The organism is Haematobacter massiliensis (assembly GCF_000740795.1).
Taxonomy (GTDB): domain Bacteria; phylum Pseudomonadota; class Alphaproteobacteria; order Rhodobacterales; family Rhodobacteraceae; genus Haematobacter; species Haematobacter massiliensis.
This window is the reverse complement of sequence record NZ_JGYG01000027.1, coordinates 1-22495: the sequence shown is the minus strand read 5'-3', so window position 1 is coordinate 22495 and position 22495 is coordinate 1. Positions and strand designations below refer to the sequence as shown.

16 protein-coding genes are annotated in these 22495 nt (G+C 66.6%); 8 read left to right on the top strand and 8 right to left on the bottom strand.

Annotated features, from left to right (window positions below; genetic code table 11):
• Nucleotides 1-571 precede the first annotated feature (571 nt).
• From CN97_RS19100 to CN97_RS19085, 4 genes are read left to right on the top strand one after another with little or no spacing between them, the layout of a single operon-like run.
• Nucleotides 572-1750 carry a glycosyltransferase gene (locus CN97_RS19100; protein ID WP_035714987.1) on the top strand — a complete coding sequence of 393 codons (1179 nt, stop codon included), beginning with the start codon at nucleotides 572-574 and terminating at the stop codon, nucleotides 1748-1750.
• Nucleotides 1751-1792: 42 nt separating this feature from the next.
• Entirely contained in the window at nucleotides 1793-2773 is a 981-nt protein-coding gene (locus CN97_RS19095; RefSeq protein ID WP_035714984.1) for an NAD-dependent epimerase/dehydratase family protein, read from the top strand.
• Nucleotides 2770-3936 carry a DegT/DnrJ/EryC1/StrS family aminotransferase gene (locus CN97_RS19090; protein WP_051911473.1) on the top strand — a complete coding sequence of 389 codons (1167 nt, stop codon included), beginning with the start codon at nucleotides 2770-2772 and terminating at the stop codon, nucleotides 3934-3936. The genes CN97_RS19095 and CN97_RS19090 overlap by 4 nt, the downstream gene beginning before the upstream one ends.
• The gene (locus CN97_RS19085; RefSeq protein ID WP_035714982.1) at nucleotides 3929-5143 is read left to right on the top strand and encodes a hypothetical protein; all 1215 of its coding nucleotides are present in this window, start codon (nucleotides 3929-3931) and stop codon (nucleotides 5141-5143) included. The genes CN97_RS19090 and CN97_RS19085 overlap by 8 nt, the downstream gene beginning before the upstream one ends.
• Here the strand turns inward: CN97_RS19085 and CN97_RS19080 are convergent.
• From CN97_RS19080 to CN97_RS19060, 5 genes are all read right to left on the bottom strand, one after another.
• Entirely contained in the window at nucleotides 5061-5693 is a 633-nt protein-coding gene (locus CN97_RS19080) for a VanZ family protein (protein ID WP_035714980.1), read from the bottom strand. The two genes, CN97_RS19085 and CN97_RS19080, sit on opposite strands and share 83 nt — an antisense overlap.
• A gap of 341 nt (nucleotides 5694-6034) precedes the next feature.
• On the bottom strand, nucleotides 6035-6778 hold the full coding sequence (locus CN97_RS19075; RefSeq protein WP_035714978.1) for an SDR family NAD(P)-dependent oxidoreductase: 744 nt from the start codon (nucleotides 6776-6778) through the stop codon (nucleotides 6035-6037).
• A 6-nt stretch (nucleotides 6779-6784) separates the two neighbouring features.
• Nucleotides 6785-8629 carry an AMP-binding protein gene (locus CN97_RS20020; protein ID WP_051911471.1) on the bottom strand — a complete coding sequence of 615 codons (1845 nt, stop codon included), beginning with the start codon at nucleotides 8627-8629 and terminating at the stop codon, nucleotides 6785-6787.
• 62 nt (nucleotides 8630-8691) lie between these two features.
• Entirely contained in the window at nucleotides 8692-8973 is a 282-nt protein-coding gene (locus CN97_RS19065; RefSeq protein ID WP_035714976.1) for an acyl carrier protein, read from the bottom strand.
• A gap of 45 nt (nucleotides 8974-9018) precedes the next feature.
• Nucleotides 9019-9474, bottom strand: a complete 456-nt coding sequence (locus CN97_RS19060) for an acyltransferase (RefSeq protein ID WP_051911470.1) — start codon at nucleotides 9472-9474, stop codon at nucleotides 9019-9021.
• Nucleotides 9475-10055: 581 nt separating this feature from the next.
• On the opposite strand from CN97_RS19060, the gene CN97_RS19055 reads away from it, so the two are divergent.
• Complete coding sequence (locus tag CN97_RS19055; protein WP_035714975.1) at nucleotides 10056-12557, top strand: hypothetical protein; 2502 nt, start codon at nucleotides 10056-10058, stop codon at nucleotides 12555-12557.
• Nucleotides 12558-13170: 613 nt separating this feature from the next.
• Nucleotides 13171-15384: a right-handed parallel beta-helix repeat-containing protein gene (locus CN97_RS19050; protein ID WP_035714972.1), complete on the top strand. Its 2214-nt coding sequence runs from the start codon at nucleotides 13171-13173 to the stop codon at nucleotides 15382-15384.
• 206 nt (nucleotides 15385-15590) lie between these two features.
• Here the strand turns inward: CN97_RS19050 and CN97_RS19045 are convergent, their stop codons facing one another.
• A complete protein-coding gene (locus CN97_RS19045) occupies nucleotides 15591-15818 on the bottom strand; it encodes a hypothetical protein (protein ID WP_131389012.1) in 228 nt (75 codons plus the stop codon).
• A gap of 567 nt (nucleotides 15819-16385) precedes the next feature.
• On the opposite strand from CN97_RS19045, the gene CN97_RS19040 reads away from it, so the two are divergent.
• Together CN97_RS19040 and CN97_RS19035 are read left to right on the top strand one after the other, a co-directional pair.
• Nucleotides 16386-16997, top strand: coding sequence for an acyltransferase (locus CN97_RS19040; protein ID WP_051911475.1), 612 nt, complete (start codon nucleotides 16386-16388; stop codon nucleotides 16995-16997).
• 294 nt (nucleotides 16998-17291) lie between these two features.
• Nucleotides 17292-18719, top strand: a complete 1428-nt coding sequence (locus CN97_RS19035) for a mannose-1-phosphate guanylyltransferase/mannose-6-phosphate isomerase (RefSeq protein ID WP_035714992.1) — start codon at nucleotides 17292-17294, stop codon at nucleotides 18717-18719.
• Nucleotides 18720-19001: 282 nt separating this feature from the next.
• Here the strand turns inward: CN97_RS19035 and CN97_RS19030 are convergent, their stop codons facing one another.
• Together CN97_RS19030 and CN97_RS21030 are read right to left on the bottom strand one after the other, a co-directional pair.
• Entirely contained in the window at nucleotides 19002-21491 is a 2490-nt protein-coding gene (locus tag CN97_RS19030) for a hypothetical protein (RefSeq protein ID WP_035714968.1), read from the bottom strand.
• A gap of 96 nt (nucleotides 21492-21587) precedes the next feature.
• On the bottom strand, nucleotides 21588-22495 hold a 908-nt coding region (locus CN97_RS21030; protein ID WP_035714965.1), incomplete at its 5' end, for a hypothetical protein.

The window sequence follows — 22495 nt, the reverse complement described above, 5'->3', positions numbered from 1 at the left end:
GAAATCAGCGCCTTACTTGGGAAATGTGGGATTAGATGCATCTTGATGGACCGGAATTGGCAACAGTCCCGGAGAATTAGCCACCCGGTTCACACGAAAGAAACACAGCGGGCGTGTTCATGGCAGAGCGGGCGGAAAGATGGAGCTCATGATGAAGGTTCCCTGCTTTTCCATTTGGTCTCCGCCATGATCTTGATGGGCCATGAGCTCGATCGACCGCGTTCGGGACGCTCCCTGGTAGGGCGAGGCCGCAGACTTCGCAAACAGCAGGCAGGGCTGCCTGCCTTGCCGTCCGGCCCGGACGATTACCGCCTGTCGCCGGCGAATCGTATTCCCGCCCGATGCTTCCCGCCCGATGCGGTTTGCGAAACGGCGGCCCGCGCTGTCATGCGGAAGGGCCGCCGCTCCACCGTCAGGCCGGCCCGACAAGGCGGCCGTTGGGCCGGCCCTGCACGGGGCGGTTCGAAGGGTCCCGCCAGGTGAAACCCGAACTCTGCATATCAATGGATTTTCCGGCGTGATCCTCGGCCGGAAGCGTCCTAGAGTCGCATGACATAAGGGGCCGGCGATCATGCGCATCCTTCATCTGTCCGCGGATTATCCCGACCCGATCAACCCCCGGAAGCCGCGCGCCATCGCCAATCTCGTGGCGCTTGGCGGCGCGGCAGAGACCTTCGTGATCTCGCTCAACCGTGGGGGAGGGCTGGCGCGCCTCGCGATCCGGGACTTCGCCGATGCGGCGGGCGGGGATCAGCGGGCGGTGATCTACCGGGGCTGGCCGAAGGGGATCGGCCTGCGGCGGGATCTCCTCGCTCTGGCCGACCGGCTGGTCGCCGATTGCGGGGCGCGGGGGCTCAGGCCGGATGTCATTCATGCGCACAAGCTGACGGTGGAGGGGATCGTCGGCTGGCGGATGGCGCAGCGCTGGGGCGTGCCCTTCGTGCTGTCGGTGCAGGGCAATACCGATCTGCGGATCCTGCGGGCGAAACCCCTGCTCCGCCCGCTCCTGCGCCGGGTCTGGCAGGAGGCGGCCATCGCCTTCCCCTATGCGCCCTGGGCGGCGGAAGGGGTCGTGGCGCATCTCGGGCCGAGACCGGGCCCCACCGTTCTGCTCCCCTGTCCGGGGCCGGCGGATGCGCTGATCGCCCCCGTCCTGCGGGGGCCGCGACTGGTCACGGCGTTTCAACTGGCCGATCACCGGCGCAAGAACCTTTCGCGGCTGGTGGCGGCGGCGGCCCTTGCGGCGCGGGATATGCCCGGCCTCACGCTGGATATCCTGGGCGACGGGCCGCAGGAGGTGCGCCGGTCGCTCGCCCGGATGATCGCGGCCCGCGCGCCGGGTGTGGCGCGGCTCGCCGGACCGGTGCCGAACGGGGCGGTTCAGCAGGAGTTCAACGCCGCCGCGGCCTTCGTGCTCGTCTCGCGGGCCGAAAGCTTCGGGATGGTGTTTGCCGAGTCGCTGCTGGCCGGTACGCCCTGCCTCTATCCGCGCGGTCAGGCGATCGGGGGATATTTCCGTGAGGGCGATTTCACCCTGTCCGCCGATCCCCGGGATACCCGCGCCATCGCGGCGGCCATGCTGCGGATGGTGCGGGAGCAGGGGGAGATGAAGGCCCGCCTTGCAGATGCGCAAGGCAGCGGAGCGCTCGATTTCCTCCGCCAGGAAGACATCGGCGCCCGCTATCGCGGGGGGCTGGCCGATGCGCTGCAGAATCAATCGACAGAGGTGAGGCAATATCTTACCTTATAGATAGTTAATTGTTCAAAAACATAATTTTCCTCTGGAGAGGCCATGCGCGTTCTGATCACCGGCGGGGTGGGACTGATCGGCTCTCACCTGACACGACGGCTCCTGGACGAGGGGCACGAAATCCTTGTGCTCGACGATTTCACCTTCAGCTATTCGGCGGATCTCTCGCCGCGCATACAGACCGACATCGCCTACCGGACCAGTGTGCTGATGAAGGGCGCGCGGATCGAACGCTGCTCGACGATGGAGAAATCGCGCCTGCGCGCCCTGCTGACCGGCTTCGGCCCGGACTGCGTCGTCCATCTGGCGGCCATCCCGCTCGTCACCGTCGTCTCGCGGCAGGTGGAGGCGGCCGCCCGCTCCCTCTCGGAGGGCATGATAAACCTGCTGGAGGTGTTGCGCGAAGCTTCCGGGGTGCGGCGGTTCGTCTATGCCTCCTCCTCCATGGTCTATGGCGACTTCCAGCAGGATCCGATGCCGGAGGAGGGTCCCTGCAATCCCGTGAACGTCTATGGCGGGCTGAAGCTCGCGGGGGAGGTGCTCGCGCGCTCCTATCTGAAGCCCACGGGGATGGAGACGGTGATCGTGCGCCCCTCCGCGGTCTATGGCCCGACCGATCAGCATCGCCGGGTGGTGCAGAAATTCTGCGAGGCGGCGCTGCAGGGCGGGTCGGTCATGCTCAGCGCGAAGGACCACACGATGGACTTCACCTATGTCGATGACATTGCCGAGGGGTTCCGGCTGGCCGCGACCCATCCGGCCGCAGCGGGGGAGACCTTCAACATGACCTATGGCCAGGCCAGGCGCCTGATCGACCTTGTGGACGTGATCCGCAGCTTCCACCCGGCTCTCGCCCTCGGTTCGGATACTCTCGACGATCACGACCGGCCGACGCGGGGCACGCTCTCCATCGCGAAGGCCAGGCGGCTTCTGGGCTATGCGCCGCGCTATCCGCTGGAGGCGGGCATCCCGGCCTATCTCGCGCATCTTGCGGGGCGCGACTGGCGGATGGCGGCGGAATGACGGTGCAATCCCGCCCGACGGCATCCGAAACAGCCAGCGGCACGCCGGAACCGGTGCCCTTCTTCGGTATCGCGCGCGAGAATACCGCGCTGGAGGCCGAGCTGCTGCCCGAGATCTCGCGCATCCTGCGGGCGGGAGAGATGGTCAACAATGCCGATGTGCGCGCCTTCGAGGCAGGGGTGGCGGAGACGGCGGGGCGGGCCCATGCCATCGCGACCACCTCGGGCACGGATGCGCTGGCCTTCGCGCTGATGGCGCTCGGCATCGGGCCGGGGGACGAGGTGATCGTGCCGGATTTCACCTTCATCGCCTCCGCCTCGGCGATCCTGCGCACCGGGGCGCGGCCGGTCTTCGCCGATATCGGAATGGGGGAGGCGGAGCGGGAGGAGGCGCCCTGCACCCTCGACCTCTCCGATGCCGAACGGCGGCTGACGCCGGCCACGCGGGCCATGGTCTGGGTCGGCCTGTTCGGCGGTATGGGCGACCCCGCTCCGGTGGAGGATTTCGCCCGCCGCCACGGGCTTTTGCTGGTCGAGGATGCCTCGCAGAACTTCGGCGCCGCCTGGCGGGACCGCCCTGCCGGGGGGATGGGGGATATCTCCAGCTTCAGCTTCGACCGGTTCAAGGTCCTCTCCGCGCTCGGCACCGGGGGGGCTGTCGTCACCGATGACGGGGAGGTCGCGGCGCGGCTCCGCGCGTTGCGCTATCACGGGATGCACGAGGGGCAATCCCGCATGCTCGGCTTCAATTCGCAGATGCCCGCCATCACCGCGGCGGCGCTGAACGTCAAGCTCGGCCACCATGCGCGGTGGGTCGCGGAGCGGGCGGCCATTGCCGCGGCCTATGACGCGGGGCTTGCCGGCCTGCCGGTCACGCGGCTGTCCTGGCCGCGGGACTGCCATCATGTCTGGCACAAATACGTGCTGCTCGCCCCCGACCCGGATGCGCTGGCCGGTCACCTTGCCGCCCACGGCATCGCCACCCGCCGCCATTATGCCCGCCCGCTCCACCGCGAGCCGGTCTTTGCCGCCTTTGCCGACGGGGCCGGTTATCCCGCGGCGGAGCGGCTGGCCGATGAGGTGCTGTCCCTGCCGATGCATGCCCAGCTCACCGGGGAGGAGGTCGCGCGGGTGATCGACGCGGTGACCGGCTTTTATGCCTGACACCGGTATATCTCACACCGGTATCCCTGAGGCCGGGCCGGATCGGGGGCAGGACGCCGAAGCGGCCCGCCCCTGGGCCGGGGCAGAATTCGGCGCAGAATGCGGGGCCGAATCCGGCGCAGAGGCGGGGCCGATCCACGACGCGCTGATGATCGGCACCGGCCCGCCGATACTGTTCCAGGCGATCGTGCTTGCCGAGGCCGGGCAGCGGGTGATCCTCGTCGATGCCGCATCGCGCCCGGGCGGGTCGTGGCACCTGCCCGAGGTGCTGGGCTACCGCTCGGTCGAGGTCGGTGTGCATCTGATGGAGAACCGCGCCCATATCCACCGGGTGATCGAGAACCTGCTGCCGGAGGAGGAGATCCTCCGCGACACGCCGGATTTCGGCCTCTGGCGCGGGCGGCGCATTCCGATGCGGCTCACGCGGGTGCTGCTTCACGGGCTGGTGGCGGGGAAGTCCGCGCTCCGGGGAAAGCCGGAGAAGGCGGGCCATGCGTTCGCCAATGCCGGGCTGGCGCTGCGCCATCTCGGCCTGCCGATCCTTTATCCCCGGGGGGGATATGGCGCGGTCATGGCGGCGGCCCTGGCGCGGCTGGAGGCAGCAGGCGCGAGGGTGGTGCAGGACTGCCGGATCGAACGGATCCGTATCGGCCCGGCGGGCGTGCTGGCCGAAACCGCACGAGGCCCGGTCCGGGCGCGGAGGCTCGTCATGTCGTCGCGCGCCCATGCGCCGATCGCGGGGATGGAGCCGCTCTGGCAGGATTGCCTGCGCCTCCGCACCTTCAGCGCCGTCCTGCATCTGGAGGGGCCGCCCCCCGGTTTCGCGGGTTACGTGGAGGTGATCGGGCACGGGGTGGTGAAGCGCGCCCGGAACGTCACCGCCTTTGCCGTGCCGGCCGTCGCGGCGGGCCGGTCGCTGGTCACGGTCCAGTTCCGCGATGATCCCCGGATCGCCGATCCCGCCACGCTGGGCGAAGAGGCGCGCGACTGGCTGGTGCGGCTTGGGCTTCTGGCGGCGGGAAGCCGGGTCATCGGCACGCACCGGGATGATTTCGATCTGGCGACCCTGCCCGCACGGGCGCTGGCCGCGATCGAGGCACGTCACCCGGACCGGGTCACCGTGCTCAGGACGGTCGATCTCGGGGATCAGGGCTATGCCGTGGCGCCTGCTCCCGCCCGCCTGCCGGTTGCCCGCGCGCTTCCCTGAGGGCCCGTCCTCCGCGCCACAGCGCGAACCCCGTCATCACCCCCGCGAAGTTCATGATCAGGTCGTCCACGTCGAACAGCCGGTAGGGGCAGGGATAGAGGCCCCAGTTGCCGGTGATCTGGGTGAGTTCGATCCCCAGGGTGAGCGTGGCGGCAAATCCCGCCGCCAGCAGCCACCGCCCCGTCACGCCCGCGAGAGCGAGGCCGATCACCATGCAGACCAGATAGTTCATGATCGTGGAGGCCACGGTGAGATTGGTCACCCAGGCGGAAAACGGCGCGCCGTTTTCGATCAGCCGGGTGAAAGCGGGCAGGAAGTGAAAGGGCTGAAACTGGGTATGCACCTCGTCCGGCACACAGGTGAATGTCGCCCGGTCGGGAAAGGGATAGAGGGCGAGGGTGATCATGAACAGCGTCGAGAGCAGCAAAAGCAGCCCGCTCCCGCCGATCCGCCGTCCCACGATCCGCAGCCCCAGAGCCGCGCCCGCGGTCATCAGGGCCGCATAGACAAGGGCCATTGCCAGATAGGTGGCGATCTGGAGGGAGGTCATGGTTTCTTGGCTTTCCGGTCTGTCTGAGGGCCCAGGGGTCTTTGGGTTTGGGTCTTTCGGGAGTGGACCTTTTGGGGCGGACCTTTTGGGGAAGGCAGGCGCGATGCTCAGCATATCGCCGCGCGCCGCCGCCGTCAGCGGGCTCGCGCGCGACTATCGGTCACGACAGGTCCCCTGCGGCGTTGCCGCGGAAGACCTGCCCGACCGCCCGTCAGACAGCCTGATGTTGCACCCCTCCGCCAGCGGGGACGCATCCCGCGTCCCGCTCGTCAGAGCACGACTGCCGCCGTGCCGGAACCTGGGGCCTGCAGTCGGAGCCGCCCTGTTTCGCGCGCGAAACGTCAGGCTGTGGAGCCGCCGTCCACCGTGATGACGGTGCCGGAGACCTTGCCGCCGTCGGGGCCGAGCAGATACATCACCGCGCCCGCCGCATCGTCCGGATCGGGCAGGCCGAGCGGCGCGCGGCGCTTGATCGAGTCCATCTTGTCCGACGGAATGCCGAGGCTCATCTCCGTGACCATGTAGCCCGGCGCCACGCAGTTGACCGTGATCCCCCGCTTGCCGAGTTCGCGCGAGAGCGAGCGGGTGAACCCCTCCAGCCCCGCCTTGGTCGCCGCATAGGCGGCCAGCCCGTTGAACCCGGTGGAGGCGATGATCGAGGAGATCGAGATGATCCGCCCCGCCCGGGCCGAGAGCATGGAGCGGGAGGCGTATTTCGCGAAGACGATGGCGGAGGTGAGGTTCACGTCGATCATGTACTGGATGTCGGTCAGGTGCTGGGTGGCGAGCACCCCGTCCTTGCCGATGCCGGCATTGTTGACCACGCCCCAGATCGGCCCGTGCCGGTCCACCGTCTCGCGGATGAAGGGGGGGATCGCGTCCAGATTGCTCACGTCGAACGGGTGGAACTCCACCTTGTCCGCGCCGTATTCGGCGATCAGCGCCTCATAGGCCGGGGTCAGCTTCCGCGACAGGCCGACGAGCCGGTAGGACGGATCCGCCGCCACCCGGCGGGCGATGGCAAGGCCCAGGCCTTGCGAGACACCGGTGACGATGACGGTCTTCAGGTTCGGCGGGGTCGTCATGGGGGATCAGGCCTTTGCTTGGGAACGGACGATCTTGCCGGCGGCATTCGTCTCCAGATGATCGGCGAAACGCCACATGGCGGGCACGGCCTCCCGTTCGAGATGGGCCTGTGCATGGGCCATGAGCTCCCGCTTCAGCGCCGCGCGGTCGGCGGCGGGGTCGGCGGGGACGATGGTGGCGACGAGCAGGTTGCCGGTGATCGGGCTGGATTTCGCCGTGACCTGGGCAAGGCTCACCCGCGGATCGGCGGTCAGCACCGCCTCCACCCGTTCGGGATAGACCTTCACGCCGCCGACATTCACCACACCGCTGTCGCGGCCGAGGAAATGCACCCGCGCGCCCTCCGTATCGGGGCGGATCTCCACCTGGTCGCCGGTGCGGACATAGCCCTCCGTATCCATGTCGAGCTGGTTGTCCCCCAGATAGCGGGTCCGGTGCGCTTCGGGGGGGCGGAGCCAGAGCATCCCCTCCTCCACCCGCATGGCAAGGCCGGCGGGGGCCTCGGCGGAGAGGTAGCTTTCGGGGAAGCCCGCCCGGCCGTCGTTCACGGCAAAGCCCACGCCGATCTCGGTCGAGGCATAGATATGGGTGACGCGGGCCTTGGGGAACCGCGCGCGGATCGCATCCAGCACCGGCTGTTCGGCGATCTCGCCGCCCAGCGTGATCTGGCGGAGGGGCAGCCCCTCCACCCCCGGCGCCATGAGCAGCCGCCGCCAGAGCGTCGGCGTGGCGGAGAGATGGGTGACACCTGCCGCCGCCATCTCCGCGACCTGCTCCCCAAGGGCGGCGTCGCGGTCGATCGCGGCCAGCGTGCCGTGGCCGGTCATCGCCTGCAGCCCCACCTGCATCCCGGCAAAGCGGGTCATGTCGTAGAGCAGCCCCCAGACCGGCAGAGCCTCCGGCCGCGTTCCCCGAACGGACCGGGTGAGCGAGGCCACGCTATGGGTAACGATCTTCGGCACGCCGGTCGTACCCGAAGTGGTCATGAGCCAGGTTGTGGCGACGGGCGCTGTGGCGCCTGCCGGGCCACGCGCCGCCTCCGGGGTGAGGGTGGGGAGGGTGCCTCCGCTCCGGCCGGGAGCCGCGCCGGCCGGTGCCGATTGCGGGTGGCCGGACTGCGGAGAGCCGGATTGTGTAGGGTCGGATTGCGTAGGGTCGGATTGTGGGGATTCAGACTGTGTAGGGTCGAACTGTGTAGAGCCGGACTGTGGGGGTTCAGACTGCGGGGAGCCAGACTGCGGAGAGCCAGATTGCGGGGAGCCGGACTGTAAGGCGGAAGTCGCGGCAGTCGCGGTTGCGTTGACCGCTGATGCCGCTTCGGCGCTTGCCGCTCCGGGTGAGGGGGCAGCGGCTTCTGCGCTCGCCCTGCTCCCCTGCGCCGTTTCGGACGCCTCGGCGGCGGTTGTCCCGACGGTCAGCCCAAGAGTTGGCCCAGTGGTCACCCCCGTGGATGGCCCCGTGGTCGCCGCAGCGGCTGGTCTGGCGCCGCCGCCCGATACGGCGTCTTCCGGTGCGGCGTCTTCCAATGCGGAGGGAGCGGGCCGTGCTGCGAGAAGCTCCTCCCGGTCGGTAACGATATGGGTGATCCCCGCCACCCCCGCCAACGCCTCGACCACTTCGGGCGAGAAGCTGTAGGAGGCGAGCAGCAGCGCCTCCACCCCCCCGTCCAGCGCGACGAGCGTGCGCGCCAGCGCCCCTGTGTCGTGGATGGAGAGCAGAACGCGGGCCGAGGGCGGAAGCCCTTTCGGCCCCTCCGCCAGCGCCTCGGCGACGGTGATGTCGCGCGCGTTTTCCCGGATCAGCACATCCGTTCCCGGACGTGCCGCCAGCCGTTCCCTGAGTGTGGCCATTACTGCCCCGGCAAACCGTTCAGAAATCATGCAGCCGGCAATCCGCCAGCCTGCCCGCCCGCTCAGACGGCGGGGCGGTACTTGTCGTAGAAGGCCACGAATTCCCCGAAGGTGCGGGGATAATAGGCATCCTCCGCGATGGTGAACGGGTCGTAGCCCAGCTCTTCCTCCAGGGTGGAGACGAAGATGGCGAAGCCCAGGCTGTCCAGCCCGCTTTCCAGCAGGACCGTATCGTCGTTCAGCTCCGGCGCGGGCTGGCCCGGCACTTCCACGTCCCAGACGTCATTGAAGACCTTGCGGATGGCGGAATTCAGGTCGGCATCCTTGTCCAAGATGGCGTTCATGTTGTTCTCCTTGGGAAGCCGGGGGAGGTCCGGCCGGTTGATAGATCAGTGGGCGACGGGGCTGTCGTTGCCCTTGTCGAGACGGATGCCCCATTTGCTGGTGACGATGTTCTGTTCCACGACCTTGCCCGGATTGCCCATCACGACGCTGTTCGGCGGCACATCGCGGACAACCACGGTGTTGGGAGAGATGATGCAGCCATCCCCCACCTTCACTCCGGCAAGAATGATAGCGTTGAAGCCCAGAAAGCAATTGCTGCCCACGTAAGTGTCCTTCCACGTGCGGGTGACGAAGTCATGGGTCAGAATTGCTGCACCGCCCGTAATCGCGGTGTAATCCCCGATATGCACACCCTTCGGGTTGGTCCGGTCCAGCCGCGCACCGCGCGAGATGCGGACATGCTCTCCCAGATCCATGCCATAGAGGTGGCGGTATTTGAATTCGGTGATTTTGACGAGGATCTTGAAGAGGCGGGTTCTGATTTGACTGAAACCTGACACGGGGGCGGCACTCTCAAAAAACAATGACTTGAGTCTGCCTAAACTTGGCAAAGTATACAAGGCACCTCTCCGCCTGAGAGGGTTGTATAGGCGGCAACGAGCCGTTTCCGGGGGGCGGAATGCCCGGAAAATTGTCTCGCATTCCATCCTTCCGGTTGCATTCCGCAGCGGGCAGCCTGCCGCGGTTTCCCTCCGGTGGCTCCCTGGGCATATCTGCCCCGTCCCCCTTCGCTGCGCCGATTCTGTTGCTGCAGTGCGGCATTAGCAGGCTTTTCGTGACGGGAGGAGGGAGAGACATCCCATCCGCCGTGCTGGCTCTCCTGACTTGCCGGGCCGCTTCGAGCAGGCCGTTGCCGCAACGGGGGGAGGAGCGTACGCCCTGCCAACGCCTTGCTTACCCCGGAAGAGGTAGCTTGCCCGCTCATTGCACCGGATCCCGGTTTTCCGGGGTCCGCATCTGGGCAGGAGATGGAAATGGGACGGCAGCGGAAGCGAATCGCCCCCTGGCCGGGGATCACCCCGGCAGGCGGATATCCGAGGAAAACCACCCCGCGGCACGGGAAGCGGAGGCTCGGAACGGCATGATCCATATCGGAACCTCCCTTACCCGCCTGATCGGTGCCGGTCGCGGCGGCAGAAGCGTCACTCCCCCCGCAGAGCCGGAATTCTACCCGGACGTGCCGCCCGTTCCGCTGGCGGCGGCGGGAGGCTCGCTGAAATTCCCCGAAGGCAACTGGAACATGCATGCCGGGCGGGCGGGCCTGACCGGATGGAAGGGCCTGCTCCATCAGGGCTGGAGTGAGGTCTTTACCGGCTCCGGCACACCCTCCGCGCTCTTCGCCATGGTGCGCCTGCCGGTGGACAAGCGGGACGGGCCTTATACAAAGGCGATCCTGGGGCGCGAGGGCAGCGGCGGAAACCGCATCCGGCTTGCCTATGGCAATCCGAACAACTCCTCCTCCGCCTCCCGCAACCGCTTTCAGGGCTATCAGTACGGCGCGGGGGGCGCGAGCGTGAACCTGCGCAGCGCTCCCTGGACGGAGGATGCGGCGCTGGTCGTCTTCTGGCATGACGGGACGGACCGGTGGGGGGTGGACTGGTACTCGCTCCTCGATGGGACGCACCATGCGGGGGAGGTCTCCAGCCTCACCGGGGTGAACCCCTCCGGTGCGGCCCTGTCGGGCTTTACCGTCGGGGGCGCGCAGAACATGACGGCCTTCGCCACGGATACGAACCCGCTTGTCGAGGAGTTGTGGGATGGTGAAATTGCGCTCGTCGGCTATCTGAACGGCACGGTCGCCCCGGCGGAATGGGCCGCACTGGCCCGCGGCGCCCGTCCGCAGGATGTGCTGCCGGTCCCGGCCGTCCGCTGGATACGGGAGCTCGACGGCACGGCGGCCAGCCTTGCCGCCCCTGCCTGGGCCACGGCAGACCGGACCCGGCCCGCGGTGCCCGTCGCCGATGCCTCCCCCTCTGCCGGGGGGACGATGCTCCTTCCCGGATCGACGCTCCGCCCGCAGTCGGCCACGCGCTTCGTCACCTTCGATCAGAGGTCGGCGGGCATGGTCTTCGGGCTGAAGCCGGGGGAGACCGTGGCATCGGTGCCCTTTGCGGGGCGCGCCTCCGGGCCGGTGGAGATCCGCGTGTTCGAGGCGGAGACCGGCAGGATCGTCCGCGACTGGGTGCCGATGCCCCTTCCGACGGCCCCGGAGAACGGCATCTGGAGCGGGCGGGTATCGCTGCCGGAAAGCGCGAACGGCTGGCTTTTCGCCGATGCGCGGCTGGTGGGCGCCCCCGAGGTGGTGGCCCATGCGCGCAGCGAATTCGGCGTGGGCTACAAGTTCATGATCATGGGGCAGAGCCAGACGGCGATGCCCATGGTGAACATGACGACACGGCTCGCGCTGGAACCGGGGGCGGCGATGAGCGGCTCTGTCGCGACGCTGGTCAATCTCGGCCTGCGGCGGATCCTCGGCGCGGAGGCGCGGCGTCCGGTGATGGGGCGGATCGGCACGGGCGTGGGATATGCGCCGAGCGATGGTTTCGTGACCTTCCTGAACCAGTTCCGCCGGTTGAAGCCGAAGACCCCGGTCATGATCCTCAACGAGGCGGTCTCCGGCACTTCCATGCGCGCGCTTCTGGCGGGAGAGGTCGATACGGCCACCGACCGGCAATGGGCCGACATCACCGACAAGCTGGACCTCTGGGGGCGGGATGTGACGGCGGTGCTGTGGAACTGGCTGATGAACGAGGGCGCGATGAACGGCAGCAATGTCGTGCCGCTCATGTCGGCGATGTTCCTGCCCGGTCACGCAGGCGACATGGCCCATTCGCTGGTGCGGGATCTGGAGCCGGGCTGGACGCTCGGCGTGCTGGGCGGCGACCGGGAAAGCCGGATCATCGGGCGGGAGGGGATGCGCGCGGCCCGCACCGCCTTTGCCCATGACAACGGTTTCACGCTGGGGCCGGTCGTTTCCGATTACCGGATCGAGAATGCGGGCGGCCCGCATCCGGGCAAGCAGTTCACCAATCCCGGCATCCTGGGCTATACGCCCCCCGAAACCTTCGATCACGGCATCCCCCGCTTCATGCAGCGCATGGGGGTGATGGCGCTCCAGACGATCGGCGGGCTTTCCGATGTGGAAGTGCATCCCTGCTACGCCAATCCCCGGTTCAGCGCCGATCGGAGGAAGATCCTCATCGACGTGGTGGCGGTGACCGGGGGCCGGATCTACAGCCCCGCGCCCACTGCGCTCAGATCGTGGTATGTGAAGGAGGAAGGCGATCTTTCCTTCGCCAGTACGGGGGAGAAAGGCGCCCAGGCCGTGCTCAACACCTCTGTCAGCCCGCCGCAGGTGGAGATCACCCGCGCCTCCGGGACTTGGGCGCCGGGCGTTGTCGTGCAGCGCATGGACGATGGTGAGAAGCGGGCCGACAACGATGGCGCGGCCGAGGATACGATCCATGCGGGCGGCCTCTATGAGGCCTGGGCGCAGGATCCGCTGGGATTCGGCTTCCCCGTGGTGGGTATGCGGGATGACAGCGGTCTCTGGCGCAATCTGTTTGAAAGTATTGTTTCCTAAAGGAATACAATAACCGGGATGCTCCGGGGCAATCCTGATGCGCGTGCAGAAAGAAGGAACCCGCCGGGCCTGGCGATCTTTCGCCCATGTGAGGAAGGGATTCGGTGCCTGAGAGCGCGCCGCCCGCTCAGGCAGCCCTTTGGCCGATTCCCGGAAATCCGCCCGCCGTCTTGCAGCGGGCGGATTTCAGCCGCCGTCCTGGGCCAAAGCAGGACTTTCCAAGTGCTTTCCGGGCGCTCCTGCCGATGCCGCGCCGAATCCGGTGTTCCTTCCCGCCTGTCTCCATGAAGACAGGCAATCTTAATCTTTCTCCCGTACGGAGAATCACGCGCCTTAATGCAAGTCTCGGGCGAAACTGGCGAAATATCCCGAATGCCCGCTTTGGCAGTGGGACAGCCCGATGAAAAGGGTTCCACAAGATGGAAAGCAATGCGCGAGAAAACGCTTACCGAGTGACCGTTTCGCGAAATATTGCCCAATCTTCCGCAGATGAGCCATTCTGCATTGCAGAACATGTCTCGCTTATTATTTTTGTTGTGGAAATAAAACCGTAAGTTGTTCACCATGGTTTGATACAACCATAGGTAGAGCTGCGGGAGCATGCGGAGACGATATGGCGATCAAACTTGTAGATTCGGTTGATGATTTGCTTTCGGCTCTTCGTGTCGTGAAGGGCGGAGATACGATCCTTCTGGAAGATGGAGATTATGGATATCTCTACCTTTCCAGTGGCTTGAAAGGGCAGCTTCCGGAGTATGACAGTACCGTCACAATTGCGGCGCTCAATCCGGGAAAAGCGACCTTCTCCAAGATGGATGTGCGCGGAGCCAGCAATCTGGCTTTCGAGGGCCTTGATGTCTCCAACTCACTGCAGATCTGGTATAATTCCAGCAATGTGGCGGTCAGAAATTCCACCATCACCAACCTGACCGTTCGCGATACACAAGGCGCGGACATTTCCGGCAATACGATTGGGGGGGGGAGCTTCGGCCTTGTCCTGCAGGCGGCTTCCGATGTGTCTGTCCGGGGCAACTATATTCATGATGTGACCACCGATCTGGTTCGGATCGTCGGAAACAGCCATGACGTCGTGGTCGAGAACAACCTTATCTCCGATACGGTCGCCCGCCCGCCGACCCACCCCGATCTCATCCAGATGTTCGGCCTGAACGGGGCGACGCCGCATGACATCACGATCCGCGGCAATATCCTGCACGACGATCTCTCCACAGGATCGGTGAGACCTCAGGGCATCTTCATGAACGGCCCGATGGGGGCCACGGGGTTCCAGGATATCCTGATCGAACAGAACCTTATCTGGACGCAGCATATCAACACGATCTATATCAACGGGGCGGACGGGAATTTCGTCATCCGTGACAATTCCATGATCGCCACGCAGTGGAGCAACGGCGCCAATATCCGTCTCGCCGGCTGGAACAACGAAGGCATCAGCGTCACCGGCAACGTCTCCCGTGCCATCGGGGACGAGGGGAACGGGACGACGGCCTGGAACAACTACAATTTCGGGACCGGCAAGTGGTTCAACGCCACCGGCGATCAGACCGACATCTTCCAGAGCCCGCAGTATATCGGCTGGAAGAGCTTCCTGCCTGTCGCCGGATCGGCCATTGATTTTGGCAGCGGCTACGGCGCTCAGGGAAGGCTGAAGGAACTGCTGGCGGGCGTGGACAACGACTTCGGCGTGACACGTCTGGTAATGGAGGAAACGGATAACCTCAGCCTCAAGGGGCACAGCAAATCCTGGTTCCGCTTCGCCGACGGCGGCACGCTCGACCTCGACGAGGCGACGGTTTCGCTGACCTTCTCGGCCAATTCCGCCTCTGGAGCGCGCACCATCCTGTCAAAGGATTCCGCCGGTCTCGATCATGGTTTCTCGGCGACGGTGAACAGCGGAACGCTCACCCTCCGCTTTGAGGATGACAGCGGGATCAAGACCATCGTCCATGACGGGATTGCCGCGAAAACCGATTACAATCTCGTCATGTCCTTTGACGATGGCAAGGCGACAGCCTGGCTGAACGGCCGATCCATCGGGCAGGTGGAGACCGGGATGGACTGGTCCAAGAACGGCTCCGATCTGATCCTCGGCGCCGATGGAGGGCTTTCAAAATACGGGCCGAGGTCGTTCTTTTCAGGCACCGTCGGAGATCTGCGCATCTATGACCAGGGAATGACGTACAGTCAGCTTTCGGCCCATGTCGATGCGCGGGAAAGCTATCTCGCGGCGGTGGAGGCGGCCAAGGACACCTCGCATACGGTATTTTATCACGGCGGGATCACCGACTTCAAAAACACGGTGAGGGATGCCATCGTCACAGAGACGGATGACAAGTTCTCCACGACGGAAGGAACCGTGGCGCTGAACTTCCGTCCCGAACTGGTCAATGGCGGAAGGGGCCTCGTCTCACGGGATTCCACCGGGCTGGGGGATGGATTCCACATCGCCATCAGCAACGGCAGCCTCGTCGTCAAATTCGAGGATGACGACGGCACGCAAGCGCTCCGGTACGAAGGCATCGAACGCTACAAGGATTATTCCGTCGTGGCGAGCTTTGGAAATGGTGTCGCGGATGTGTGGGTGAACAACACGCATCTCGGCCAGGTCGAGACCAATATGGACTGGACCGACAATTCCGACAGCCTCATTCTGGGAGCGTTGAACTCCAACAGTGCGGCCGGGACGACCTCTGCGATGCACGGGGCATATTTCGGCGCGCTCAACGGGGTTCTGGTCGTGGACGAAAGCATGACGCCACAGGAGCTGGCAGCCTATATCGACGCCCATCCCCTCATTCTCGTCTGAAGCGGTTCCCCCCTGATGCAGCGGTATTCTGGGGGATCATTTCAGGGGACGAACCAGGCAATGCCTGTTCCCAGGGGAATGGGGCCGATGCGGTTGCCGCAAGTGATATATTCGCATTCCTTCCGGCAGATAAGGCCGGCGGGTTTGACGGGTTTGCGGTTTTAAAGCGGCAGATCCCGGTCCTGACAGTATCGGAACGATAGGCGTCAGAGGTCGATCAGTATCCTGCCCCGCAATTCGGGCGGACAGCCCCGTCCACAGACCGAATTCTCAGGCCGATATGCACTGGCGTCCGGGCCCATCATGAGGCCCCCTATGACAAAGGCAATGAGCAGCCAGATGGTGGCTATCTTGTCCTGTCGCTCGAATTTGGTGAGCGAGGTGATGAACACAATTACAAGCCCTGCAAGCAGAAGTGAAACGACCGCCATCATTTTCCGATCACCTTTGCCAAGACAGCTTCCCGAAGCCCCGGTTGCCGTAATACCGGTGCCCCGTGAGGGGCGCCCGTCCGCGCCATCGTTCGTGCCTGACCTCGGCCCCTGCGGGGGCCGGAGCCTCTGTCGTGCTGCGCGGATACCGCTCTGTTTCCGCTGAATTTCACGTCCTGCACGCCATCCTTGCGGTCCTGAGGAGTCCGGCCCAGTCCCGCTCGAAAACCGCCGGACGGCTGTCGGGCAGGTCCGGGGGGCAGGCCCGGCTTCTGTCTATCATGAGAGCGCCTTTTGCGCCAGCAGGCAATACCTGACCGCACCTGCCAAAGAAGGATCCGGGGTGGGATAGGCCGGCCTCATTCGCGCGGCCTTGAAATCGCCGGTCGAAGCCACGCTGCAGGGCAGGCATGGCCGTGAACTGCCGAAGAAGGCGGCGCTTTTCCCATGGGGTGTTGTCGGGACAGCCTGTATCCGCCACCTGTAGTTGTGGCGATTGATCTTGTGCGGCAGCCTGATATTCAGAAAGAGGCCGGACATCCAGACCGGCAGGATGAAGGAACCGACCCAGTGCCGGCAGACAACAGCTCCTCTTCTTCCCAGGGTGCCCACAAGAAGCGCACCTCGAAACCGAAGCGCCTTCTGCGCCTCATCCTGAGCACCTTCGATCCGCGCGCCTGGGTGCATATGCTGAAGGTGGTCAATTACTACAACTACACCCATGTCACGCCCATGCGGACCCTGCGGGGGCGGATCGGCCCGCGTCCCGAGATTGCGCCGAACGCCTCCATTGCCAATCCCGAGAACATCACCGCCGGAAAGGTGCTGCATCTCGGCTCCGGCACCTTTCTCTGGGCCGGCCCCTCGGAGAAGGGGCGTGTGGTCATCGGAGACGACGTGACCTTCGGCCCGCGGGTCATGCTGACGGCCGCGAACTACCGTTTCAACGATGGCCAGCCCGTGCGGTCCAATGCCATGGACGAAAAGGAGATTTTCATAGGCGATGATGCCTGGATCGGCGCCTATGCGATCATCCTGCCGGGCGCCCGGATCGGCAAGGGTGCGGTGGTGGGGGCAGGTTCCGTTGTCACCGGCGACATTCCCGACTGGGCCATTGCGGTCGGCGCGCCGGCCAAGGTCGTGGGTCAGCGCCGGATCGCCGCCGTCAGGCCGCCTGCGTGACTTACGGGTCGGTGTGCTTCAGGGGGCGTCCTTCAAGGGGCGTGGCGCGGGACTGTGTGACGCGGGCCAGCATGCCTTCGGGGGCCTGTCATCACAGGGTCTGCTGGACGCTTTCCCCCGCCTTGCCATTATGGCCGCGCTACCGCATGACTGTGCGACCTTCGCCTCGAAAAGCCGGCCCCTCGCAATACTGACCGCCAGGACGCAATGACCTGGCCAAGTCGTATTCCGGCCCGGCCCCTCTTCCTGCCGCTTGCCTTTCCGGCTGGCCTCATTCCGATCAAGGGTTTCTGCATGATCACTCCCGTCCTGCTCTGTGGTGGTTCCGGCACGCGTCTGTGGCCCTTGTCGCGCAAGTCGTTCCCCAAGCAGTTCGCCCCCCTGATCGGGGAGACATCGCTCTTTCAGGCTTCGGTGACCCGTCTTTCGGGAACGGAGTTCACGCCCCCCGTGGTGGTCACGGGGTCCGACTTCCGCTTCATCGTCACCGAGCAGATGGATGCGATCGGCGTGAAGCCGCGCGCCATCCTGATCGAACCGGCGGCGCGCAACACCGCCCCCGCCATTCTGGCCGCCGCGCTCTGGCTGGCCAGAACCGACCCCGATCAGCCGATGCTGGTGGCCCCCTCGGACCATGTGATCCCGGATGCGAAGGCCTTCACCGCCGCCGTGGCCCGCGGGATGGGGCCGGCGCGGGCGGGGCAGCTCGTCACCTTCGGGATCCGGCCCACCCATGCCGAGACGGGTTACGGCTGGCTCGAACTGGCCGAAAGTTCAGCCGAGGCGCCCGTGGCGCTCTCCCGCTTCGTCGAGAAGCCGGACCGCGAACGGGCAGAGGAAATGCTGGCCGCGGGCAACTTCCTGTGGAACGCGGGCATCTTCCTGTTCACCCCCGCCACGCTGATCGCGGCTTTCGAGGCCCATGCCCCCGCCGTGCTCGCCCCGGTGCGCGCGGCACTTGAGGGCGCGAAGACCGACCTTGCCTTCCTGCGGCTGGGGCCGGAGGATTTCGGCGACGCGCCCGACATCTCCATCGACTATGCGGTGATGGAGAAGGCGCAGAACCTCACCGTGGTGCCCTTTGCGGCCGGCTGGTCGGATCTGGGCGGCTGGGACGCGGTCTGGCGCGAGATGGGGCCGGATGCGGCGGGCGTCGCCACCGGGGGCGACGCGCTCGCCATCGACTGCGAGAACACGCTGCTGCGGTCCGAGACGCAGGGGCTCGAACTGGTGGGCATCGGGCTCAAGGACACGATCGTCGTCTCCATGCAGGACGCGGTGCTGGTCGCCGACCGCTCCCGCGCGCAGGAGGTCAAGCAGGCCGTGGCCGCGCTGAAGAAGAAGGGCGCCAAGCAGGCCGAGAGCTTCCCGCGCGACCACCGCCCCTGGGGCTGGTTCGAGACGCTGGTTCTGGGCGACCGCTTCCAGGTGAAGCGGATCGTGGTCCATCCCGGCGCGGCGCTTTCGCTGCAGAGCCATTTCCACCGCTCCGAACACTGGATCGTCGTCTCCGGCACGGCACAGGTGACGGTCGACAACGAGGTGAAGCTGGTGACGGAGAACCAGTCGGTCTACATCCCGCTGGGCGCCGTGCACCGGATGGAGAACCCCGGCAAGGTGCCGATGGTGCTGATCGAGGTGCAGACCGGCTCCTATCTCGGCGAGGATGACATCATCCGCTACGACGATGTCTATGCCCGCGGTCAGGGCGCCAAGGGCTGAACCGGCAGGGGGTGCCGATAAGCGGACGGCCCCCCGACTGTGCTGGCCTCCTCCCTGCTGCGACGCGGCCATGAGAAACATGCCCCGGAAGCGCGCCCGGGAAGCATGCCGGGGAATGCCTGCGTTGCCTGAGGCACGCGGCGGTTCTGCACCGTGATCGGCCCCTGGACGACTGGCACAACGCCACGGGCCTGTCGCCGGAGCCTCCGGCCCGGGATGCGTCAGAGCCTGGATCGCCGGAGCCCGGATGCGTCGGAGATTGCGTCAGCGCCCCGGCTGGCATCAGGGGGCTGCGAGACGCATCTCGAACAGCGGACGCCAGCGGCCCTTGCCGTCCTTCATGCCGACTACGGGAAATCCGAAGCCGAACGGATCCTGTGACCAGCTTTCATAGATGCCGCCTGCGTGGATCGCATCTTCGGCCGCGCCATCCTTGTCGGGGCGCTTCTCGCCGTCGTCCATGCGGCGGACGAGCGTGCCGGCGGGCCAGAGCCCGGTGGCCCGTGTGATCCTGACCTGCGGGGGGGTGACGGAGGTGTCGAGTTCGGCGCTCGCCCCCAGCGCGATGGTGGGAACGAAGGCCGCGTCCTTCCCCGGCTCCTTCACATACCAGGAGCGGAGCGCAGTAGGCGCGGGGCTGTAGATCCGGCCCCCGTTCACCGCCACCACGTCGATGAGGATATGTCTCCGGTCCTTGGTCAGGCGGGCATTGGCGTAATGGGGGTGCACGGCGGTATCCGGGATCTCGCCGATCGTCTGGAGCGCCATCACCGCCAGCCGCTGCATGAAGCGGGCGCTGCCATGGTCGAATGTCTCCGGCGGGCCATAACGGCCCTGTTCGGGAGTGTCGAACTGCGCCGGAGGATGCGCCCCGCCGCTGTCGCCGATCCGGTAGTCCGAAACGACCGGCCCCAGCGTGAAGCCATGCTGCTGGGCAAAGGCCGCGCGGGCCGCGCGCATCCCCTCCCGCCCGTTGACGCGGCTTTCCCGGTCGCTGGCCAGCACGCCGAGCGTCCAGCCCGGCTCCAACTCGGCCGTCAGCGAATGGGCCATGTCGCCTGCGTGACCGGGCAGGAACATCGCCGACATGAGCGGCGCCACGTTCTTGCCGTTCATCGCGCCCTCGTTCATCAGCCAGTTCCACAGCACCGCCGTCACATCCCGTCCCCAGAGGTCCAGCTTGTCGGTGATGTCGGCCCATTGCCGGTCGGCCCGGGTGGTTTCCCCCCCGAGCAGCCGTGCCATGGAGGTGCCGCCCACGGCCTCGTCGATCAGCATGAAAGGGGTGCCGGGTTTCAGGCGGCGGAACTGGTTCAGGAAGGCGACGACCCCGTCGCCCCCTGCCTGCGGGCCGGCCCCGATCCGGCCCATGACGGGCCGGCGCGCCGCATCGCCCAGCTCCTCCCGCGCTCCCAGCGCAAGGAGTCGGGCCACGGAGCCTGACATGGGCGCGTCGGGGGTGAGCCGCCGGGTCGTGTTGTCGAGCGGATAGGACGTCTGGCTCTGTCCCATAACGAGGAACTTGTAGCCCACGCCGAATTCGCTGCGTGCATGGGCGATCACCCCGGGCGCTTCTGCCAGCCGCGCATCGGCAAAGAGCCAGCCGGCCTCGCTTTCGGGAAGCGGCAGGCTCCCCGACCAGCGGTTGCCCTGCAGCGGTCCCATCGGGGTCCAGTCCTGCACCACCTTGCCCGTGGCCGCCTCGATGACGCGAAGCTCCACCGGGCCGGAGGCCTCGCCCGAGAAGGGCACGTCTCTCGCGCGCTCTCCCCAGTGCAGGCCGAAGACCATCCCCGCCGATTTCTGCTCAAGGGTGACATATTCCGTCTCCGACTGGCGGCGGAGGGTGGAGCCGGGAGTCGTCCCTTCGGGAGCGGCGGCGGTTTCCGCCACGCTGGCGGTGGGCGCCGTGCCCTCTCCCGGAGCGGGGGAGAGGCTGCCGGGTGTTCCGTCGAATTCCCGCAGGAAGGTGAGGTCCGCGGCGGGCAGCACGGCCCGGAACGGCGCGCCGCGGGCGATGCGCGACCAGTCCTCCGGGGGGGGAAGCGGCCCGGTGACGATACCGACGGCGCCGATTTCCCCGTCCCACAAAGGGTCACGCCCCGGATTGGTCGACCCCCCGAAAGCGGTGAGGCTGCCCCAGCCGCCGATGTTGAAAGGCGCGATCTCCCCGCTGTCCGTGACCCCGGTATCCGTGAGGGGTGGCCCGGGATGGCGGTCGCCGGTCCGGGGGGAATACCAGTCGATCTGCCATGTGCCCGTCCCGTCGTGCCAGAAGACGACAAGGGCCGCCTCCTCGTCCCAGAGGGCGCTTGCCAGGTCCACGGCGCTGCCCCGCCCTCCCATCTGGGAGGCGGTGAAACGGTTGCGGAGTTCGGGGACGGAATGTCCGGGATTGCCCAGGCCCAGCCGGAACCGGTTCCCGCCCTTGCCCGCATGGCCCATGATCCCCTTCGTCAGCCGTCCGTCGCGCTTGTCGAGCGGCAGGCGCAGAAGGGCGAAGATCGCCTGCGGACGCCCCGATCCGGCAAGGGCGATGCCCTGCCCGGGCTGAAGCAGCAGGCCGCGCCCCGCCCGGTCGGATGTCCAGTTTCCTTCCGGGAAGCGGACCGATCCGCCGGGAGCGCCGGGATCGACGGCCGGAACCGGCGGATAGGGGGAGGCGGCGGAGAGCGAGGCCCCCCCGGCAAGGCCCATGAGCAGCGCGAGTGCAAGACACCGGCGGAAGCGGCGCAGAAAGGCGGAAGGCGTCATGAAGGCGGAGGGTGTCATGAAAACAGGCTCCTTTCCCGGCCTTTATGACTCAGCCTCACTCGCTTTCAAGGCGAATGAGGATGAGTGTTTCGCCTATCGCGAGATCGTGCGACGTCAGAGCAGCAGATGCGCCTCTGCGCCCAGCACATCGGCGAGTTCGGTGGGGGAAAGGCCGCGGTCATAGACGGCGAAGCCGGAGATCGCGCCGTCGAAGGCCCATCGCAGCGCATCCTGGGTTCCGGCGGTGCTGCGGGAATTGTCGGCCCCGACGATCAGGGCCTCGGAGTTCTGCTGCCAGTCGATGCCGGTCTGCACCTGACCGATGAGCGCATTGTCGAGCCAGACCTGCCCGATGCCGCCGCCGAAGGCGATCTGCAGGGCGTGGCCGGTTCCGGCCTCTATGCCCTCGTGTCGGATCATGGCGGTGGTGCGGCCATCCTCGAAGGCGATGTGCAGGGTGCCGCCGCTGATCCAGGCGCCAAGGCCATGGCCGGTGCCTTCGGCATCCTTGGAGAAGAGCGCGCGGTTGCCGTCGACGCGGTCGGCGCTGAAGCCGAAGGCGATGGTCGCCTCCGGCAGGGCGAGGGCGGGGTCATGCGCAATGGCCGTGACCGGGTCCAGCCGCTGGGCCAGCTTCTCCGGCAGCACGAGGTTGCCCGACAGATCGAGATCGCGCACCCCCGCAAGCCGGAGGGCGGGGCCGGCGCCGGAGCCGGGGGAGACGGGGATTTCCGCGCCCAGCACATCGGCGAGTTCGTCGGGGGAAAGGCCGCGGTCATAGACGGCGAAGCCGGAGATCGCGCCGTCGAAGGCCCATCGCAGCGCATCCTGGGTTCCGGCGGTGCTGCGGGAATTGTCGGCCCCGACGATCAGGGCCTCGGAGTTCTGCTGCCAGTCGATGCCGGTCTGCACCTGACCGATGAGCGCATTGTCGAGCCAGACCTGCCCGATGCCGCCGCCGAAGGCGATCTGCAGGGCGTGGCCAGTCCCGGCCTCTATGCCCTCGTGGCGGATCATGGCGG